Source organism: Herbaspirillum sp. ST 5-3 (genome assembly GCF_004804275.1).
Classification (GTDB): domain Bacteria; phylum Pseudomonadota; class Gammaproteobacteria; order Burkholderiales; family Burkholderiaceae_D; genus Noviherbaspirillum.
In genome coordinates this window covers 146,688-164,121 of the sequence record NZ_STGI01000013.1, presented here as the reverse complement: position 1 = coordinate 164,121, position 17,434 = coordinate 146,688, and the positions used below count along the sequence as shown (strand labels likewise).

At 59.3% G+C, this 17,434-nt stretch carries 14 protein-coding genes; 11 read left to right on the top strand and 3 right to left on the bottom strand.

Features of this window, described 5'->3' with window-relative positions:
• Positions 1-34: 34 nt before the first annotated feature.
• The 4 genes from orn (at position 35) to E6W33_RS21645 (ending at position 4,796) form a co-directional block, all read left to right on the top strand.
• A complete protein-coding gene (gene orn, locus E6W33_RS21660; RefSeq protein ID WP_136419451.1) occupies positions 35-622 on the top strand; it encodes an oligoribonuclease in 588 nt (195 codons plus the stop codon).
• A 77-nt stretch (positions 623-699) separates the two neighbouring features.
• Complete coding sequence (locus E6W33_RS21655; protein ID WP_136419450.1) at positions 700-2,367, top strand: peptide chain release factor 3; 1,668 nt, start codon at positions 700-702, stop codon at positions 2,365-2,367.
• A 230-nt stretch (positions 2,368-2,597) separates the two neighbouring features.
• Positions 2,598-3,311 (top strand): hypothetical protein, encoded by a 714-nt coding sequence (locus tag E6W33_RS21650; RefSeq protein ID WP_136419449.1) that lies wholly within the window; start codon positions 2,598-2,600, stop codon positions 3,309-3,311.
• Positions 3,312-3,464: 153 nt separating this feature from the next.
• The gene (locus E6W33_RS21645) at positions 3,465-4,796 is read left to right on the top strand and encodes a TAXI family TRAP transporter solute-binding subunit (RefSeq protein WP_136419448.1); all 1,332 of its coding nucleotides are present in this window, start codon (positions 3,465-3,467) and stop codon (positions 4,794-4,796) included.
• A 21-nt stretch (positions 4,797-4,817) separates the two neighbouring features.
• On the opposite strand, the gene E6W33_RS21640 is transcribed toward E6W33_RS21645, so the two are convergent.
• The gene (locus tag E6W33_RS21640) at positions 4,818-5,276 is read right to left on the bottom strand and encodes a rhodanese-like domain-containing protein (protein ID WP_136419447.1); all 459 of its coding nucleotides are present in this window, start codon (positions 5,274-5,276) and stop codon (positions 4,818-4,820) included.
• A 404-nt stretch (positions 5,277-5,680) separates the two neighbouring features.
• On the opposite strand from E6W33_RS21640, the gene glnA reads away from it, so the two are divergent.
• The 4 genes from glnA (at position 5,681) to ntrC (ending at position 10,564) form a co-directional block, all read left to right on the top strand.
• Positions 5,681-7,096 (top strand): type I glutamate--ammonia ligase, encoded by a 1,416-nt coding sequence (gene glnA, locus E6W33_RS21635; protein WP_136419446.1) that lies wholly within the window; start codon positions 5,681-5,683, stop codon positions 7,094-7,096.
• Between the two features lie 201 nt (positions 7,097-7,297).
• Positions 7,298-7,783, top strand: a complete 486-nt coding sequence (locus tag E6W33_RS21630) for a DUF4124 domain-containing protein (RefSeq protein ID WP_136419445.1) — start codon at positions 7,298-7,300, stop codon at positions 7,781-7,783.
• 88 nt (positions 7,784-7,871) lie between these two features.
• Entirely contained in the window at positions 7,872-8,945 is a 1,074-nt protein-coding gene (glnL, locus tag E6W33_RS21625; protein WP_136419444.1) for a nitrogen regulation protein NR(II), read from the top strand.
• 44 nt (positions 8,946-8,989) lie between these two features.
• Entirely contained in the window at positions 8,990-10,564 is a 1,575-nt protein-coding gene (ntrC, locus tag E6W33_RS21620) for a nitrogen regulation protein NR(I) (protein WP_136419443.1), read from the top strand.
• A gap of 5 nt (positions 10,565-10,569) precedes the next feature.
• On the opposite strand, the gene E6W33_RS21615 is transcribed toward ntrC, so the two are convergent.
• Positions 10,570-10,755, bottom strand: coding sequence for a DUF1289 domain-containing protein (locus E6W33_RS21615; RefSeq protein ID WP_136419442.1), 186 nt, complete (start codon positions 10,753-10,755; stop codon positions 10,570-10,572).
• Positions 10,756-10,820: 65 nt separating this feature from the next.
• Positions 10,821-12,419, bottom strand: a complete 1,599-nt coding sequence (prpR, locus tag E6W33_RS21610; RefSeq protein ID WP_136419441.1) for a propionate catabolism operon regulatory protein PrpR — start codon at positions 12,417-12,419, stop codon at positions 10,821-10,823.
• Between the two features lie 209 nt (positions 12,420-12,628).
• On the opposite strand from prpR, the gene prpB reads away from it, so the two are divergent.
• The 3 genes from prpB to acnD all read left to right on the top strand — a co-directional run bounded on the left by prpB (position 12,629) and on the right by acnD (position 17,368).
• Positions 12,629-13,519 carry a methylisocitrate lyase gene (gene prpB, locus E6W33_RS21605; RefSeq protein WP_136419440.1) on the top strand — a complete coding sequence of 297 codons (891 nt, stop codon included), beginning with the start codon at positions 12,629-12,631 and terminating at the stop codon, positions 13,517-13,519.
• Positions 13,520-13,534: 15 nt separating this feature from the next.
• A complete protein-coding gene (gene prpC / locus E6W33_RS21600; RefSeq protein ID WP_136419439.1) occupies positions 13,535-14,692 on the top strand; it encodes a 2-methylcitrate synthase in 1,158 nt (385 codons plus the stop codon).
• A gap of 78 nt (positions 14,693-14,770) precedes the next feature.
• Positions 14,771-17,368, top strand: coding sequence for a Fe/S-dependent 2-methylisocitrate dehydratase AcnD (gene acnD / locus E6W33_RS21595; protein WP_136419438.1), 2,598 nt, complete (start codon positions 14,771-14,773; stop codon positions 17,366-17,368).
• Positions 17,369-17,434 lie beyond the last annotated feature (66 nt).

Below are 17,434 nucleotides of genomic sequence, written 5' to 3'. Positions count from 1 at the left end.
TGAGAAAATGGCGGGCTCTTTGAGGAAAACAATTATGTCACAAGCTACCGAATCACAAACTCCAATCAACGTGCCAGCCCGTCCGAACGAATTCAATCTTGTCTGGGTCGATATGGAAATGACAGGCTTGGATCCGGATAACGATCGCATCATCGAAGTCGCGGTCGTGGTCACCGACTCGGAATTGAATGTCCTGGCCGAAGGCCCCGTTTTTGCGATTCACCAACCGGATGCAGTGCTGGACCGCATGGATGCATGGAACAAGGGTACGCACGGCCGTTCGGGCTTGATCGACCGCGTGAAGGCTTCGACCATCAGCGAAGCCGATGCGGAAAAGGCATTGATCGATTTTCTGAAGCATTTTGTGCCCAGTGGCAAATCGCCGATGTGCGGAAATTCCATTTGCCAGGATCGTCGCTTCATGGCGCGCGGGATGCCGAAGCTGGAGGCGTTCTTCCATTACCGCAATCTTGATGTTTCGACGCTGAAGGAGCTGTGCAAGCGTTGGAAGCCGAGCATCGCGACAGGTTTCAAGAAACATCAGAAGCACACAGCACTGGCCGACATCGTTGAATCCATCGAAGAGCTGCGCTATTACCGTGAGCATTTCATCAAGCTCTGAACTCTCCAAAGACGGCTGGAAGGAATTAGACATCCCCTCCGGCAGTCAGTAAACTTGACCCCTTTTAAAGGCGCAACATGGCCTCCGCACCAGATTTACCGTCGACCGATACGCTCGACGCCGCCCCCGAATCCCGCAAAGTCCCGACCGAGCTGATTGCCCGCGAGGTGGCGCGCCGTCGCACCTTTGGCATCATCTCTCACCCGGACGCGGGTAAAACCACGCTGACTGAAAAACTGCTGTTGTTCTCAGGCGCGATTCAGCTCGCCGGCACCGTCAAGGCGCGCAAGAGCGGCCGCCACGCGACATCGGACTGGATGGAGATCGAAAAGCAGCGCGGCATTTCGGTCGCCAGCTCCGTGATGCAGTTCGAATATCGCGATCACGTGGTCAACCTGCTCGACACGCCGGGCCACCAGGATTTTTCCGAAGACACCTATCGCGTGTTGACCGCGGTCGACTCGGCCTTGATGGTGATCGACGCGGCAAAGGGCGTGGAAGAACAGACCATCAAGCTGCTGAACGTGTGCCGCATGCGCGCCACGCCGATCCTGACCTTCATGAACAAGATGGACCGCGAAACCCGCGATCCGCTCGAGTTGCTCGATGAGGTCGAATCGGTGCTGAAGATCCAGTGCGCGCCGGTCACCTGGCCGATCGGCATGGGCAAGAATTTCCGTGGCGTGTATCACCTGCTGCGCGATGAAATCCTGCTGTTCAAGGCGGGCGAAGAGCGCGCTGACCAGGAATTCGAGGTCATCAAGGGCATCGACAATCCACGTCTTGTCGAGATGTTCCCTCTGGAAATCGAACAGTTGAAGAACGAGGTTGAGCTGGTGCATGGCGCCTCGCATCCGTTCGATCTCGATGCATTCCTGGCGGGAACGCAGACGCCGGTCTTCTTTGGCTCGGCGATCAACAATTTCGGCGTTCGCGAAATTCTCAATGCCTTGCTTGACTGGGCGCCGGCGCCTCGTCCGCGAGATGCGACCGTGCGTTCCGTAGAACCGACCGAGGCGCCATTCTCCGGTTTCGTGTTCAAGATTCAGGCCAACATGGATCCGGCCCATCGCGACCGCATTGCCTTCCTGCGCGTCTGCTCCGGACGTTTCGAGCGTGGCATGAAGATCAAGCACTTGCGACTGAATCGCGAGATCAAGGTATCCAGCGTTGTCACCTTCATGGCGTCCAGCCGCGAGCAGGTCGAGGAGGCCTACGCCGGCGACATCATCGGTTTGCCCAACCATGGCAACATGCAGATCGGCGACAGCTTTTCCGAAGGAGAAATGTTGCAGTTCACCGGCATTCCGTATTTCGCGCCGGACTTTTTCCGTTCGGTGCGCATTCGCAATCCCTTGAAGATCAAGCAATTGCACAAGGGGCTGCAGCAGTTGGGCGAAGAGGGCGCCGTGCAGGTTTTCAAGCCGGTCCATGGTGGCGACTTGATTCTCGGTGCAGTGGGCGTGCTGCAGTTCGAAGTCGTGGCAAGCCGCCTGTTGAATGAATATGGGGTGGATGCGGTATTTGAAGGCACCAGTATCAGCAGCGCGCGCTGGATAACCAGCGAAGACAAGAAAGCGCTGGCCGACTTCGAGAAGTCTTCGGCTGGGAGCAATATTGCTTTTGATGCCGCCGGCAACATGGCTTATCTCGCGACCTCGGGTGTCAATCTCAAGCTGACGCAGGAGCGCTGGCCGCAACTGACTTTCCATGCGACACGCGAGCATGCGGTCAAGCTTGCGTAGCGGCACCTGAGTCGTTCGCATTTCATATCTTTTCCGCCTCCGGGAATCAGGCTGTCTTCGTGTGACGGCAACTGATTCCCGGCAAGATCTTCTCTTCTCCCTTCCAGCACTCGCGTCCGTCCGTCTGGACGACTGTTCAAATCCGTTGCGCTTTCGCCGCAGATAGGTGCATGTTAGGGGCAATAGGTTTGTCAATCGCCGCACTTTCAAGTGCTGTTTGAGAAATCTCAATGGAGCAAAAACGGTTCGGCCTATACTCTGGCAACGCGTTTTCAACCCACCTCTTCCCCGGTTTTCGTAGTGCAGCCGTAGTGCAGCGATCGGATTCCGACAAATCTGAATCGTTTGTTCAGCAGTTACAAGATCAAGGAGTGCCCATGCTAACTGCCACCTATTCGCTCGTCGCTATCGCCGCTGAACAGGATAAGGCCCGACGCATGTTGAGTCGATTGCGACATTGTTTCCAATCAGCATGGCGCGGCTTGCAGAGTTTCGATTTTGCCTTTCTGGAAACCGCATTCAACAAGCTGATGCAGTTTGACAAGTTCTGTCGCAATCGCAAGATCGAGCTGTATCTGATTCCTGCGATCCGCACCGTCTCCGACGAAGCCGATGCGTTGATCGGCGAGCTTGATGCATTGAGTGCAAAGGCAGCCTGCTTCCTGCGCTCCGCCGGCGATCAACTGGCGGGGGCATATGACCTCGGCAGCATCAAGGTGAATGAAGTCATCCATGCGATGGAGTCGTATTGCGACAAGATCGTCACGCGCCTCGACCGGGAGGAGAAAGAGTTGCTGCCGCTGGCGCGTCGTTTGTTCTCCATTGAGGACTGGTTTTCGATCGCCGCACACTTTCTTTCCGAGGACGCGGTGGCGTGCGGCAGGCGTCGTGCGCTTCCCGCGCGCGCCGCTACTCAGTCCGCGGCAATGAGCAATTCCCGTTGAGCGACAGGCAGTTGGATGAGCCGGCACCTCTTCCGGAGCGCCGGATCATCGCTTTCCTTGCTCCGCCATTAAGGATGGTCGAGAGCGATCCGGCCCTTGCGCTGCCGGGCATTTCTTGGCATGGTGTGTCCCATGATTTCTATCGGGACATACATGCCAAAGATTCTCAAGTTCAGCAAATTCTCGCTGCGCGATTTTCTGGTCGCGGCTGGCCCGGCGGCGATTGCAATCGTGCTGACCTGCTTTCTCGCGTATTGGTGGGTCGATCCGTCCCCGCCGGACCATGTGACACTGTCGACGGGCCAGGAGAACAGCGCCTATGAGGCATTCGGAAAGAAGTATGTCGCAGCACTCGCGAAGGCGGGAATTCGCGTCGATCTGAAACCATCACTCGGTTCGCAGGAAAACCTGCAGCGTTTGAAGGATGATTCGTCCGGCGTCGACATCGCGTTTGTCCAGAGCGGATCAACACAACAGGAGGAGGCCGAACGTAAAGGCCTGGTTTCGCTGGGAAGCCTCTTCACCGAGCCCGTGTGGCTATTCCTGCGTGATGCGAAGCATGTCAGCCAGCTCACGCAGCTCAAGGGGCTGAAAATCAATGTCGGGCCTGAGGGCACCGGCGTGCCGAAGCTGTTCAAGGAAATCCTGTCGGTCAACGGCGTGGAGCCGACCGATCTGCGGCTGAGCGCGCTGGAAAACACGCCGGCGACGGTGGAGCTGCTGGCGGGGCGCATTGATGGCCTGGTATTCAGTTCCGCGCCTGACGCGCCCCTGATCCAGATGCTGCTGCAGACACCCGGCATCAAGCTGTTCGATTTCGTTCAGGCCGAGGCGTATACACGGCGCTTTCCGTTCTTGTCGCATGTGGTTCTGCCGCGCGGAATCGTGGACCTTGGAAGGGATATCCCGGCCAAGGACTATCACCTGATTGCGCCGACTGCCACACTCGTCGCACGCGATGACCTGCATCCGGCGCTGATCGATTTGTTCGTACAGGCGGCATCGGATATCCACGGTGATGCGGGATGGTTTCACAGGAAGGACGAGTTCCCGACGGCGAGCTATACCGAGATTGCGGTTTCGCCGGCCGCCCAAAAGTTTTACAAGAATGGCGCGCCGCTGCTGCAGCGTTATCTTCCGTTCTGGGTTGCCAATCTGCTGGAACGGATGTGGGTGGTCGTGGTTGCGTTGGGTGCGCTGATTCTGCCGCTGTCGCGGATCATCCCGCCTCTGTATGTCTGGAAGGTACGCTCGCGCGTGTATCGCTGGTACGGCCAGCTGCGCGCTGTGGAGCAGGCGATCGAGGATGTTCCTCAGGAACGGCAAGCCGATGTGTATCGGACGCAGCTGGAGCGTTTGAACGATATCGAGGAGCGGGTGAACCGCATATCGATTCCCTTGTCGTTCGCCGATGAATTGTACGGGCTGCGCAGCCACATCAACTTCGTGCGGCGGCGCATAGCGGGATTGATCAAGCCGGAATAATCCGGACAGAGGGGGGCGATCTTACGCGCCGACCCAGGGCAAACCTGCCTTGCACCAGCCGCCCACCGTCTTGCGGTGGCCCTCGGCGTCCTTGTCGCCTTCGAAGCCCTCCAGAATGTCGAAACAGTTCTGATAACCGTGTTCCGTTGCCAGTTTCGCGGCGTGGCGGGAGCGGACGCCGGATCGGCACAGGAATAGCAGGATATCGTCCTTCGAGGCGGCTTGCCCGAGCTGCTCGAGGAAATCAGGATTCGGCGTGCCGCCGGGGTAGACACTCCACTGGACAGCGGCATGCTGCGAATCCGGAACTGTCACGCGGCCCACCCAGTCGCGCTCGGCGTCGGTACGAACGTCAATCAGCTTCGCTGCGCGGTTCTGCTGAAGCAAGGTATTAGCCTCTGCCGGCGTAACTGCACCGGCATAAGGCAGCTGTTTTTCCTGGCCGCGCTGGCGTGCCGTCGCAAGGATATCCATGATCATTTGTCTTCCGAAATTGGGCTTTTGCTATTTTATCGCGGCGTCGCATCGTTGACAGTTGTCGAATTGGGTGTGCGCAAAAACGGTGCAAAAGCAGATGTAGAATGAACAAAATGCACTATTAAGGTGCGCGTCTGAATGTTTGCACCAACTTGGTGATTTTCCGCGGGCTATCTTCTGGCCGTAAATGCGTTTCAAATGCGCATTATTTCCACGAATTCCCGTGCATTCACGGACTGCGGGGCATTTGCTATTTCTCAAATTGGTGGCATGGAATCTGCTATCATTGCCGGTTGAGTTCTGGTCGCACTTCGGCATGTTTTGCGTTTCACCGTGATACGGCCAAGACAGTCGCTCAAACCAATTTCATTACATTCCGTACCACTTTCTCACATTAGGAGATTCGCATGGCAATGACGGCCGCAGACGTCCTGAAGATGGCGAAAGACAACGAAGTCAAGTTCGTTGATTTTCGTTTTGCTGACACCCGAGGCAAAGAGCAGCACGTTACCGTTCCGGTTTCGCAATTTGGCATGGACAAGTTCGAGTCCGGTCATGCTTTCGACGGCTCCTCGATCGCCGGCTGGAAGGGTATTGAAGCGTCCGACATGCTCCTGATGCCGGATCCGAATACGGCGAACATCGATCCGTTCATGGAAGAGACCACGCTGTTCATGCAGTGCGACGTGATCGAACCGTCCGATGGAAAAGGCTATGACCGCGACCCGCGCTCCATCGCCAAGCGCGCTGAAGCCTATCTGAAGTCCTCCGGCCTGGGCGACACCGCCTACTTCGGTCCGGAACCTGAATTCTTCATCTTCGACAACGTGCGCTGGAAGATCGACATGTCCGGCTGCTTCGTGAAGATCGGCTCGGAAGAGGCCTCCTGGTCCACGGGCAAGGAACTCGAAGGCGGCAACACCGGCCATCGTCCGACCATCAAGGGCGGCTATTTCCCGGTTCCGCCGGTCGACAGCTTCCAGGACATGCGTTCGGAAATGTGCCTGATCCTCGAAGCGATGGGCATTCCGGTCGAAGTGCACCACCATGAAGTGGCGGGCGCCGGCCAGAACGAAATCGGCACCAAGTTCTCCACGCTGGTCGAGCGCGCAGACTGGACCCAGAACATGAAGTACGTGATCTGGAACGTTGCGCACACCTATGGCAAGACCGCGACCTTCATGCCGAAGCCGCTGGTCGGCGACAACGGTTCGGGCATGCACGTGCACCAATCCGTCTGGAAGGATGGCCAGAACCTGTTCGCCGGCGACGGCTATGCCGGCCTGTCCGAGTTCGCGCTGTACTACATCGGCGGCATCATCAAGCACGCTCGCGCGCTGAACGCCATCACTAACCCGGGCACCAACTCCTACAAGCGTCTGGTTCCCGGCTTCGAAGCACCTGTGAAACTGGCTTACTCGGCTCGCAACCGTTCCGCATCGATCCGTATTCCGCACGTTGCGAATCCGAAGGGCCGCCGCGTTGAAGCGCGCTTCCCGGATCCGCTGTCCAACCCGTACCTGTGCTTCTCGGCCTTGCTGATGGCAGGTCTGGACGGCGTGCAGAACAAGATCCACCCGGGCGAAGCAGCGTCGAAAGACCTGTACCACCTGCCGCCGGAAGAAGACGCGCTGATCCCGACCGTTTGCTCCTCTCTGGATCAAGCGCTCGAGTACCTGGACAAGGATCGCGAGTTCCTGACCCGTGGCGGCGTGTTCAGCGACACCATGATCGACGCGTACATCGAACTGAAGATGGCCGAAGTGCAGCGCTTCCGCATGACGACCCATCCGATCGAGTTCGACATGTACTACTCGCTGTAATCAGCCATCCGCCGCAAGGCGGAATTGGTTCGAGAGCGGGGAAGACTTCGGTTTTCCCCGCTTTTTTTATGCAATTTCACCCTCACATCCTGAGGTGATGGTAGTGTTGCAAGTTAAAGCAATCTGACCTGTGCCGTTTGTAAAGCCTTGATTCTTATCCTAAACTAGTAAGCGCCTCGAGAGTTTCTATAAAGAAAGATTATGAAGAGACAGTTAACCGGGCTGCTTTTGCTGGCAGCTGCAGCAGGTTATGTTCACGCGCAGAGCGATGTGTATTTGTGTGTCGATGAGCACGGAAAGAAGGAGTACAAGAATACCGGTGCGACCAAAGGCTGCAAGAAAGTCGATTTGCCGGGCATTACAATGATTCCCGCACCACCGAAAAAGCCGGCGGTGCAGGCAACTTCAAAACCGGCGAGTTCACCGTCTGATTTTCCGAAGGTCGACAGCGGGACGCAAAAGGCGCGTGACAGTGACCGCAAGCAGATCCTGCTGGACGAAATGAAGGGTGAGGAGCAGAAGCTGGCAAACCTGAAGAAAGAGTTCAATAACGGCGAGCCCGAGCGGCACGGCGATGAGCGTAATTATGCGAAGTATCAGGAACGTGTCGCGGCGATGAAGGAAGATATCGAGCGTACGGAAAAAAATATCGAAGCCTTGAAGCGTGAGATCAATAACCTGAAATAAGTCAGGAAAGACGGCAGGTATGACACTTGCATGAACGGGGCCGCGCGACGCGGCCTTTATTTTTCGGCCTTTATTTTTTGGAACACTGGTGAAAACATCTGCGAACCTGTTCGGCGGCCTGGATCTTCTCTCGTCGGCGGTGGTCATTCTCGACACCGACGGGCGCATCACCTATGCGAATGCGGCGGCGGAACACTTATTCGAAACGTCGATCAGGGCCTTGGCGAACCAGAGACTGGACGCATTGTTCCTGAACGGCGAGCATCTGACCGAAGTTTTCCACGAAGCGGTTCAGCATCGGTTCGCCGACAAGCGCCTCGATTTGACGCTCGAGCGCGCTGGGCGCGAACCGCTGCAGGTGCATGTGATCGTCACCGCGCTCGACAGTCCGGATACGCCGGTGCTCATCGAATTGCGCGAGAACGTGCAGCAGCTCAAGCTCGACCGCGAAGAGCGCCTCCTGGACCAGAGCCAGGCCAACAAGGAGCTGATCCGCAACCTCGCGCATGAAATCAAGAACCCTTTGGGAGGCATCCGCGGCGCCGCGCAATTGCTCGAATTCGAGCTGCCGGAGAGGGATGCGAAAGAGCTGCGCGAATACACGCAGGTGATCATCAAGGAAGCGGACCGGCTGCAAACCCTGGTCGATCGCTTGCTGGCGCCGCACCGGCGGCCGCATATCGTCGGCGACGTGAACATCCATGAGGTGTGCGAGCGGGTGCGCAGCCTGATCGTGGCGGAGTTCCCGCATGGGTTGACGATCAAGCGCGATTACGATTTGTCGGTTCCCGAGTTTCGCGGCGATAAGGAGCAACTGATCCAGGCCGTGCTGAATATCGCGCACAACGCGGCGCAAGCGCTCTCCGAACGCATCAAGAATGGCGACGCCGTGCTGACCTTGCAGACGCGGGTGGCGCGGCAGGTTACCCTGGCGAAGGTGCGTTACAGGCTGGCATTAGACTTGCATATCATCGACAATGGTCCGGGTATTCCGCCCGAGATCCAGGACCGCATTTTTTATCCCCTGGTATCCGGGACCGATGGCGGTAGTGGACTTGGGTTGACGCTGGCGCAAACTTTCGTGCAACAGCACATGGGAGTGATCGAATGCGAAAGTCGTCCGGGATGCACCGATTTCAGGATCTTGATACCGCTGCCTTAATGTACGCCCTGCACGCCCGGGAATAGAGAGACGCCGAAAACTATATGAAGCCAATCTGGATTGTTGACGACGATGAATCGATTCGCTGGGTGCTCGAAAAAGCGCTCGCCCGCGAAAACCTCGCCACCAGAAGTTTTTCCAACGCACGCGAGGCGATGGATGCTCTCCAGACCAGCGTTCCCCAGGTGCTCGTGTCGGACATCCGCATGCCCGGCGAGTCGGGTCTCGAATTGCTGCAGGCGGCCAAGGCCAGGCATCCCGGCTTGCCTGTCATCGTGATCACCGCGTTTTCCGACCTCGATTCCGCGGTTGCCGCATTCCAAGGTGGTGCATTCGAATATCTCGCCAAGCCCTTTGATATCGACAAGGCGGTCGAACTGATTCGACGTGCACTGGAAGAGAGCTTGCGCGAGTCTAGCGTTGAGCAAGCCTCCACCGATACGCCGGAAATTCTCGGTCAGGCGCCGGCGATGCAGGACGTGTTTCGTGCCATCGGCCGCTTGTCGCAATCGAATGTCACGGTGCTCATCACAGGTGAATCCGGTACCGGCAAGGAACTGGTCGCGCGCGCGCTGCACAAGCACAGTCCGCGCGCCAGCCAGCCGTACATTGCATTGAATACCGCAGCGATTCCGAAGGACCTCCTGGAATCCGAACTGTTCGGCCACGAGCGCGGCGCGTTCACCGGTGCGCAGGCCACGCGACGCGGCCGCTTCGAACAGGCCGAAAACGGCACCCTGTTCCTCGACGAAATCGGCGACATGCCTTTCGACTTGCAGACGCGTCTGCTCCGTGTGCTGTCGGACGGACATTTCTATCGCGTCGGCGGTCATCAGCCGCTGAAGGCGAATGTGCGCGTGATCGCGGCCACGCATCAGAATCTGGAACTACGCGTGAAGGAAGGCTTGTTCCGGGAAGACTTGTATCATCGCCTGAATGTGATTCGCCTGCGCCTTCCCAGCTTGCGCGAACGACGTGAAGACATCCCGCTGCTGACACGCCACTTTCTGGCGCAAAGCGCAAAGCAATTGGGCGTCGAGGCCAAACGCATGTCGGATGCGGCGATGCAATTCCTGTCCAGTCTGGATTTGCCGGGCAATGTGCGGCAACTGGAAAACCTCTGCAACTGGATTACCGTGATGGCGCCGGGCCAGACGGTGGAAGTGAAGGACTTGCCGCCGGAGTTAACGCATGGACAGGAGTATGCGCCGCCGGCGGTGACGAGCGTGATGTCCACGCCGTCACTCGCAATGCCAGCAGCCCCCATGGCGCAGCCGCAGGTCTTTGTACCGCAGCCGGAAATGTCCAGCATGCAAACAGCGACCGCAACTGCCGCATCGTTTGCATCATCCTTCCCGTCGAGCAGCAGCGGCAATGGACTGGGCGACAAGGCAAGCTGGATCGCGCTTCTGGAGAACGAGGCGGCGCAAATGCTGGCCTCCGGTCAGCCGGAAGTGATGGATGCGCTGGGCCGGCAGTTCGAATCAGCCTTGATCAAGACTGCGCTCAAGCATACGCATGGGCGCAAGAACGATGCAGCCATCCGGCTTGGCATTGGGCGTAATACGATCACGCGCAAGATCCACGAACTCGGGATCGACGGCGCGAAAGACGATTGACGCGGTCAGGATTGCCGGCGCGGATAGCCTTCGGCGGTGATCCTGGCCCACACCAGCGCCTTTTCTTCTTCGGACATGAACACCCAGTTCGCGACTTCGGCGACCGTGCGTCCGCAGCCTCGGCAGACGTCGTCGAAGGTGGTCGTGCAGACGGCAACGCAGGGTGTATCGGGGCGGGAAGGATTCTGCATCGTGGAGACCTCAAAACGCCAATGATAGGGCAAATTCGCTTGTCGGTCCGGCGCCATGCATCGTGCTAATTGCCCTTGCTTAGCTTGCGCCACAAGGTCGTGCGGCTGATGCCGAGAAATTTCGCGGCCGCTTCGCGGTTGCCGTTGAAGCGGGCGAGGACCTGTTCGATGGACTCGGCGGCCACGGCTGCTACGGGTTTTGGCGGCGGCTCCGTGATGGCGCCCAACTCCGGTGCAACGGTCATCACAAAGCCCGGCGTGAGCGCTTGCAGCGGCTCTGCGGCAAGGAACAGTGCGAGCCGTTCCATCAGGTTGCGCAACTCGCGCACATTGCCCGGCCAGGCATAGCGGGAAAAGAGCGGTGCGCAGGCCGTGATCTCCGCATGCAGATTGGCGTGCGGGCGCGCGCCGAGCGAGGCCAGTGCGTTCTTCAATCCCCATTCGGCCAGGGCGACCAGGTCTTCGCTGCGTTCCCGCAAGGGCGGCAAACTCAGGCGCAACACGCCGAGGCGATAGAACAGGTCGGCGCGGAAACGGCCATCCTTCACGCGCTGGTCGAGGTCGCAGTGCGTGGCGCTGATGATGCGTACATTCACAGGAACGGGGCGGGTGCCGCCGACGCGCACCACTTCACGTTCTTCCAGCACGCGCAGCAGGCGTGTCTGCAACTGCACGGGCATCTCGCCGATTTCGTCGAGAAACAGGGTGCCTCGATTCGCGGCTTCGAACAGGCCCGCATGGCCGCCGCGGCGCGAGCCGGTGAACGCGCCTTCTTCATACCCGAACAATTCGGATTCGAGCAGCGATTCCGCCACCGCGCCGCAGTTGATGGCGACGAAAGGCTGGCGTGCGCGTTGGCTTTCTCGGTGGATGGCTTGTGCTGCGAGTTCCTTTCCGGTGCCGGTTTCTCCCTGGATCAGGACCGTGGCGGGCGATTTCGCGAACAGCTCGATCGAGTGACGCACGGTTTGCATCGCAGGGGAGTCGCCGCGCAAGTCGTTCAAGCCGTGCTTGGCGCGCAGGGTTTCGGATACCTGCTGATTGCGGCCGCGCCCGGATTCCAGTTGGGTGAAGCGTGCGATTTCCAGCGCATCTTCGAAGGCCTGGCGGATCGATGTGGCCGAATAGACAAAGATGCCGGCAAGACCGGCCTCCTGTGCGAGATCGGTCACCAGGCCGGCGCCGACGATAGCCTTGATGCCGCTTGCCTTGAGTTCGTCGATCTGTGCCCGCGCGTCCTCTTCCGTGGTGTAGGTGCGCTGTGCGATTTTCAGGCCGAAGGTGGCCTGAAAATCGGCCAGTTCAGACATCGTTTCCTGATAGGTGACCAGGCCGATCTCGGGAGTGATCTTGCGCGCGCGCGCCAAAGCCTGCATGACATCGAAGCCGCTCGCCTTGGCGATGACGACGGGCAGTGACAGACGGCTCTTCAGGTAGGCGGCGTTGGAGCCGGCGGCGATTACGGCATCGCAGCGCTCCGTTTCCAATCGCTCGCGTATGTGCTGCACGGCCTCTTCAAAGCCGTAACGAATCGGCTCGATCGTCGCGCGGTCGTCGAATTCCGGCGTGATGTCGCGAAACAGGTCGGACAGGCGTGAAATCGATACCGTCCAGATAATCGGCTTATCGGGCAGGTCGGGAAGGGGGCGGGATGGGATGCGCATGTTTCATGAACGTTTCAACGTTTCAAATGTAACACAGAATGAAACGTGACGGGGAAATTGATCCAGGATAAATGCGACGATAAGCCCTTGAAAACACGCGTTTTTGCCAACCGGGAGTCATGGACCGAGGGAGGTGTTACTCGATGGCACGCCGATTGCAATTAAGCCTGCAGCTTCTCTGGCTGAAACAGTTCCCACAAGGTGAAGAAATGACTCTTTATTCCGCAGGCGCCGCCTTTCGCAAGGCAGTAAAAGAAGAATCCCCGTTGCAAGTCGTGGGTGCTATCAACGCCAACCACGCATTGCTGGCCAAGCGCGCAGGCTATCGCGCGATTTACCTGTCCGGTGGCGGCGTGGCCGCCGGTTCGCTCGGCTTGCCGGACCTCGGCATTTCCAGTCTGGACGATGTGCTGACCGATGTGCGGCGCATTACTGACGTCTGCGACGTGCCGCTGCTGGTCGACGTCGATACCGGATTCGGTTCTTCCGCGTTCAATGTCGCGCGCACCGTCAAGTCGATGATCAAGTTCGGCGCTGCCGCGATCCACATCGAGGACCAGGTCGGCGCCAAGCGTTGCGGCCATCGTCCCAACAAGGAAATCGTGAGCAAGCAGGAAATGGTCGACCGCATCAAGGCGGCGGTCGATGCGCGCACCGATGAAAACTTTGTCATCATGGCCCGCACCGACGCGCTCGCCGTCGAAGGGCTGGACGCTGCACTCGATCGCGCACAGGCTTGCGTCGAAGCCGGCGCCGACATGATCTTCCCGGAAGCGATCACGCAACTGGACATGTACAAGACGTTCGCGGATGCCGTGAAGGTGCCGGTCCTGGCCAACATCACCGAATTCGGCGCAACGCCGCTCTACACGGTTGACGAGTTGAAGAGCGTCAACGTCGGCCTCGTGCTGTACCCGCTGTCGGCCTTCCGCGCGATGAACAAGGCCGCGGAAACCGTCTACACCGCCATCCGCCGTGACGGCACGCAAAAGAATGTGGTCGATACCATGCAGACCCGCATGGAGTTGTATGACCGAATCAACTATCACGACTTCGAACAAAAACTTGACGCGCTGTTTGCGCAACAAAAGGCTAAGTGACCACCTGGAGGCTATATGAGCGAACAACAAACTACAACCGGACCGAAACCGAAGAAATCCGTGGCGCTGTCCGGCGTCACGGCAGGCAATACCGCACTGTGCACGGTCGGCAGGACGGGTAACGACCTGCATTACCGCGGATACGACATTCTCGACGTCGCCGATGCGTGCGAATTCGAAGAAATCGCGCACCTGCTCGTGCACGGCAAACTGCCGACCGCGGCTGAACTCAAGGCCTACAAGGCCAAGCTGAAGTCCCTGCGCGGTCTGCCGGCCAACGTCAAGGCCGTGCTGGAATGGCTGCCTGCTTCGTCGCATCCGATGGACGTGATGCGTTCCGGCGTTTCCGCGCTGGGCTGCGTGCTGCCGGAGAAAGACGACCACAACACGCCGGGCGCGCGCGACATCGCCGACCGCCTGATGGCATCGCTTGGTTCGATGCTGCTGTACTGGTACCACTACAGCCACAATGGCACGCGCATCGAAGTCGAAACCGACGACGATTCCATCGGCGGCCACTTCCTGCATCTGCTGCATGGCAAGGAACCGTCGGATCTGTGGGTCAAGGCGATGCATACCTCGCTGATCCTGTACGCCGAGCACGAGTTCAATGCCTCCACCTTCACCGGCCGCGTCATCGCAGGCACGGGCTCCGACATGTTCTCGGCGATCACCGGTGCGATCGGCGCGCTGCGCGGCCCGAAGCATGGCGGCGCGAATGAAGTCGCGTTCGAAATCCAGAAGCGTTATGACAACCCGGACGAAGCGGAAGCCGACATCCGCAAGCGCGTCGAGAACAAGGAAGTCGTGATCGGTTTCGGCCATCCGGTGTACACCGTGTCCGATCCTCGCAACAAGGTAATCAAGGAAGTCGCGCGCAACTTGTCGAAGGATGCGGGATCGATGAAGATGTTCGACATCGCCGAGCGTCTCGAAAGCGTGATGTGGGACGTCAAGAAGATGTTCCCGAACCTCGACTGGTTCTCCGCCGTGTCCTATCACATGATGGGCGTGCCGACGGCGATGTTCACGCCGCTGTTCGTGATTTCGCGCACTTCCGGCTGGGCTGCGCATATCATTGAGCAGCGCATCGACAACAAGATCATCCGCCCGAGTGCGAATTACGTCGGCCCGGAAGATCTGAAGTTTGTGCCGATCAACAAGCGCAAGTAAAGAAGCAACACCGGGAGCCTGTCGTGCATGCGCGTCAGGCTCCGCCTCCCGCTGATCATCTCTTTTCTTCTCTGATCCATGAACACCGCAAACCGCAAACCTCTACCGGGCACCAAACTGGATTACTTTGACGCACGCGCCGCGGTCGACGCGATCCAGCCGGGCGCCTACGACAAGCTGCCGTACACCTCGCGTGTGCTGGCCGAAAACCTCGTGCGTCGTTGCGACCCGGCCACGTTGACCGATTCGCTCAAGCAGCTCATCGAGCGCAAGCGCGAACTGGACTTCCCCTGGTTCCCGACACGTGTGGTTTGTCACGACATTCTCGGTCAGACCGCGCTGGTGGATCTGGCCGGCCTGCGCGATGCGATCGCCGACCAGGGCGGCGATCCGGCCCAGGTCAATCCGGTCGTGCCGGTGCAACTGATCGTCGATCACTCGCTGGCCGTCGAGTGCGGTGGCTTCGATCCGGACGCGTTCACCAAGAACCGCGCGATCGAAGACCGTCGCAACGAGGACCGCTTCCACTTCATCGACTGGACCAAGAACGCATTCAAGAACGTGGATGTGATCCCGGCGGGCAACGGCATCATGCACCAGATCAACCTGGAGAAGATGTCGCCGGTCATCCATGCGGTCGATGGCCTTGCCTATCCTGACACCTGCGTCGGCACCGACAGCCACACGCCGCACGTCGACGCGTTGGGCGTGATCGCCGTCGGCGTCGGTGGTCTCGAGGCAGAGAACGTGATGCTGGGCCGCGCTTCCTGGATGCGCCTGCCGGAAATCGTCGGCGTCGAGCTTTCCGGAAGACGTCAACCGGGCATCACCGCCACCGACATCGTGCTGGCGCTCACCGAATTCCTGCGCAAGTCGAAGGTGGTCGGCGGATACCTCGAGTTCTATGGCGAAGGCGCTTCGTCGCTGACGCTGGGCGATCGTGCGACCATTTCCAACATGGCGCCGGAATACGGCGCCACCGCAGCGCTGTTCTCCATTGACCAGCAAACCATCGACTATCTGAAGCTCACCGGCCGCACGGACGAACAGGTGAAGCTGGTCGAGACTTATGCCAAGGAAGCGGGACTGTGGTCCGACACGCTGAAGAACGCGGAATACGAGCGCGTGCTCAAGTTTGACCTGTCCGCCGTGGTGCGCAACATGGCCGGTCCGTCCAATCCGCATGCGCGCGTGGCGACTGCCGACCTCGCCGCCAAGGGCATCGCGGGCAAGTGGGAAGAAGTGCCCGGCCAGATGCCGGATGGCGCCGTCATCATCGCTGCCATCACCAGCTGCACCAACACCAGCAACCCGCGCAACGTGATCGCCGCTGCCTTGTTGGCACGCAATGCCAACCGCCTCGGCCTCACCCGCAAGCCGTGGGTGAAAACCTCGCTGGCGCCCGGCTCGAAGGCTGTGGAGCTGTACCTGGAAGACGCCGGCCTGAAGGAAGAACTGGAAAAGCTGGGCTTCGGCATCGTCGCGTTTGCCTGTACCACCTGCAACGGCATGTCGGGTGCGCTGGATCCGAAGATTCAGCAGGAAATCATCGACCGCGACCTGTATGCGACGGCCGTCCTTTCCGGCAACCGCAACTTCGACGGCCGCATCCATCCGTATGCGAAGCAGGCTTTCCTCGCATCGCCGCCGCTGGTGGTCGCGTACGCGATTGCCGGCACAGTCCGCTTCGACATCGAGCGTGATTCTTTCGGCAACGACAAGAACGGCAAACCGATCACGCTGAAGGATATCTGGCCGACCGATGAAGAAATCGACGCCATCGTCAAAGCGAGCGTGAAGCCGGAGCAGTTCCGCAAGGTCTACGTTCCGATGTTCGATCAGCGCTCCGAGGGCGTGTCGAAAGTCAGCCCGCTGTATAACTGGCGGCCGATGAGCACCTACATCCGCCGTCCGCCGTACTGGGAAGGCGCGTTGGCCGGCGAGCGCACGCTCAAGGGCATGCGTCCGTTGGCGGTGCTGCCAGACAACATCACCACCGACCATCTGTCGCCGTCGAACGCGATTCTGCTCGACAGCGCGGCCGGTGAATACCTGGCGAAAATGGGCTTGCCGGAGGAGGACTTCAATTCCTACGCAACGCATCGCGGCGACCATCTCACCGCGCAACGCGCGACCTTCGCCAATCCGCAACTCGTCAACGAGATGGCGGTGGTCGACGGCAAGGTGAAGAAGGGTTCGCTGGCGCGCATCGAGCCGGAAGGCAAGGTCACGCGCATGTGGGAAGCGATCGAGACCTACATGCTGCGCAAGCAGCCGCTGATCATCATCGCCGGTGCCGACTACGGCCAGGGCTCGTCGCGTGACTGGGCGGCCAAGGGCGTGCGCCTGGCAGGCGTGGAAGCGATCGCGGCCGAAGGTTTCGAGCGCATTCACCGCACCAACCTGATCGGCATGGGTGTGCTGCCGCTGGAGTTCAAGCCTGGCGTCAATCGCAAGACCCTGAACATCGATGGCACCGAAACCTTCGACGTGATTGGTGAGCGCAAGCCGCGCACCGACCTCACCCTCGTGATCACCCGCAAGAACGGTGAGCGCGTGGAAGTGCCGATGACCTGCCGTCTCGACACGGCGGAGGAAGTATCGATCTATGAAGCGGGCGGCGTGTTGCAGCGCTTCGCGCAGGACTTCCTCGAGTCGTCGGGGAAAGCGGCTTAAGCGTATTGAGCGGTCGCTACGAAGAGTGAAATTCCCTCCCCCTGCAAGGGGAGGGGTGTCTTCTAT

Coding starts and splice junctions, on each gene's coding strand:
- orn (WP_136419451.1), top strand. CDS start 35: ATGTCACAAGCTACCGAATCACAAACTCCAATCAACGTGCCAGCCCGT.
- glnA (WP_136419446.1), top strand. CDS start 5,681: ATGGCAATGACGGCCGCAGACGTCCTGAAGATGGCGAAAGACAACGAA.
- E6W33_RS21640 (WP_136419447.1), bottom strand. CDS start 5,276: ATGATCATGGATATCCTTGCGACGGCACGCCAGCGCGGCCAGGAAAAA.
- prpR (WP_136419441.1), bottom strand. CDS start 12,419: ATGCGCATCCCATCCCGCCCCCTTCCCGACCTGCCCGATAAGCCGATT.
- E6W33_RS21615 (WP_136419442.1), bottom strand. CDS start 10,755: ATGCAGAATCCTTCCCGCCCCGATACACCCTGCGTTGCCGTCTGCACG.
- acnD (WP_136419438.1), top strand. CDS start 14,771: ATGAACACCGCAAACCGCAAACCTCTACCGGGCACCAAACTGGATTAC.
- E6W33_RS21630 (WP_136419445.1), top strand. CDS start 7,298: ATGAAGAGACAGTTAACCGGGCTGCTTTTGCTGGCAGCTGCAGCAGGT.
- prpB (WP_136419440.1), top strand. CDS start 12,629: ATGACTCTTTATTCCGCAGGCGCCGCCTTTCGCAAGGCAGTAAAAGAA.
- prpC (WP_136419439.1), top strand. CDS start 13,535: ATGAGCGAACAACAAACTACAACCGGACCGAAACCGAAGAAATCCGTG.
- E6W33_RS21655 (WP_136419450.1), top strand. CDS start 700: ATGGCCTCCGCACCAGATTTACCGTCGACCGATACGCTCGACGCCGCC.
- E6W33_RS21650 (WP_136419449.1), top strand. CDS start 2,598: ATGGAGCAAAAACGGTTCGGCCTATACTCTGGCAACGCGTTTTCAACC.
- ntrC (WP_136419443.1), top strand. CDS start 8,990: ATGAAGCCAATCTGGATTGTTGACGACGATGAATCGATTCGCTGGGTG.
- E6W33_RS21645 (WP_136419448.1), top strand. CDS start 3,465: ATGCCAAAGATTCTCAAGTTCAGCAAATTCTCGCTGCGCGATTTTCTG.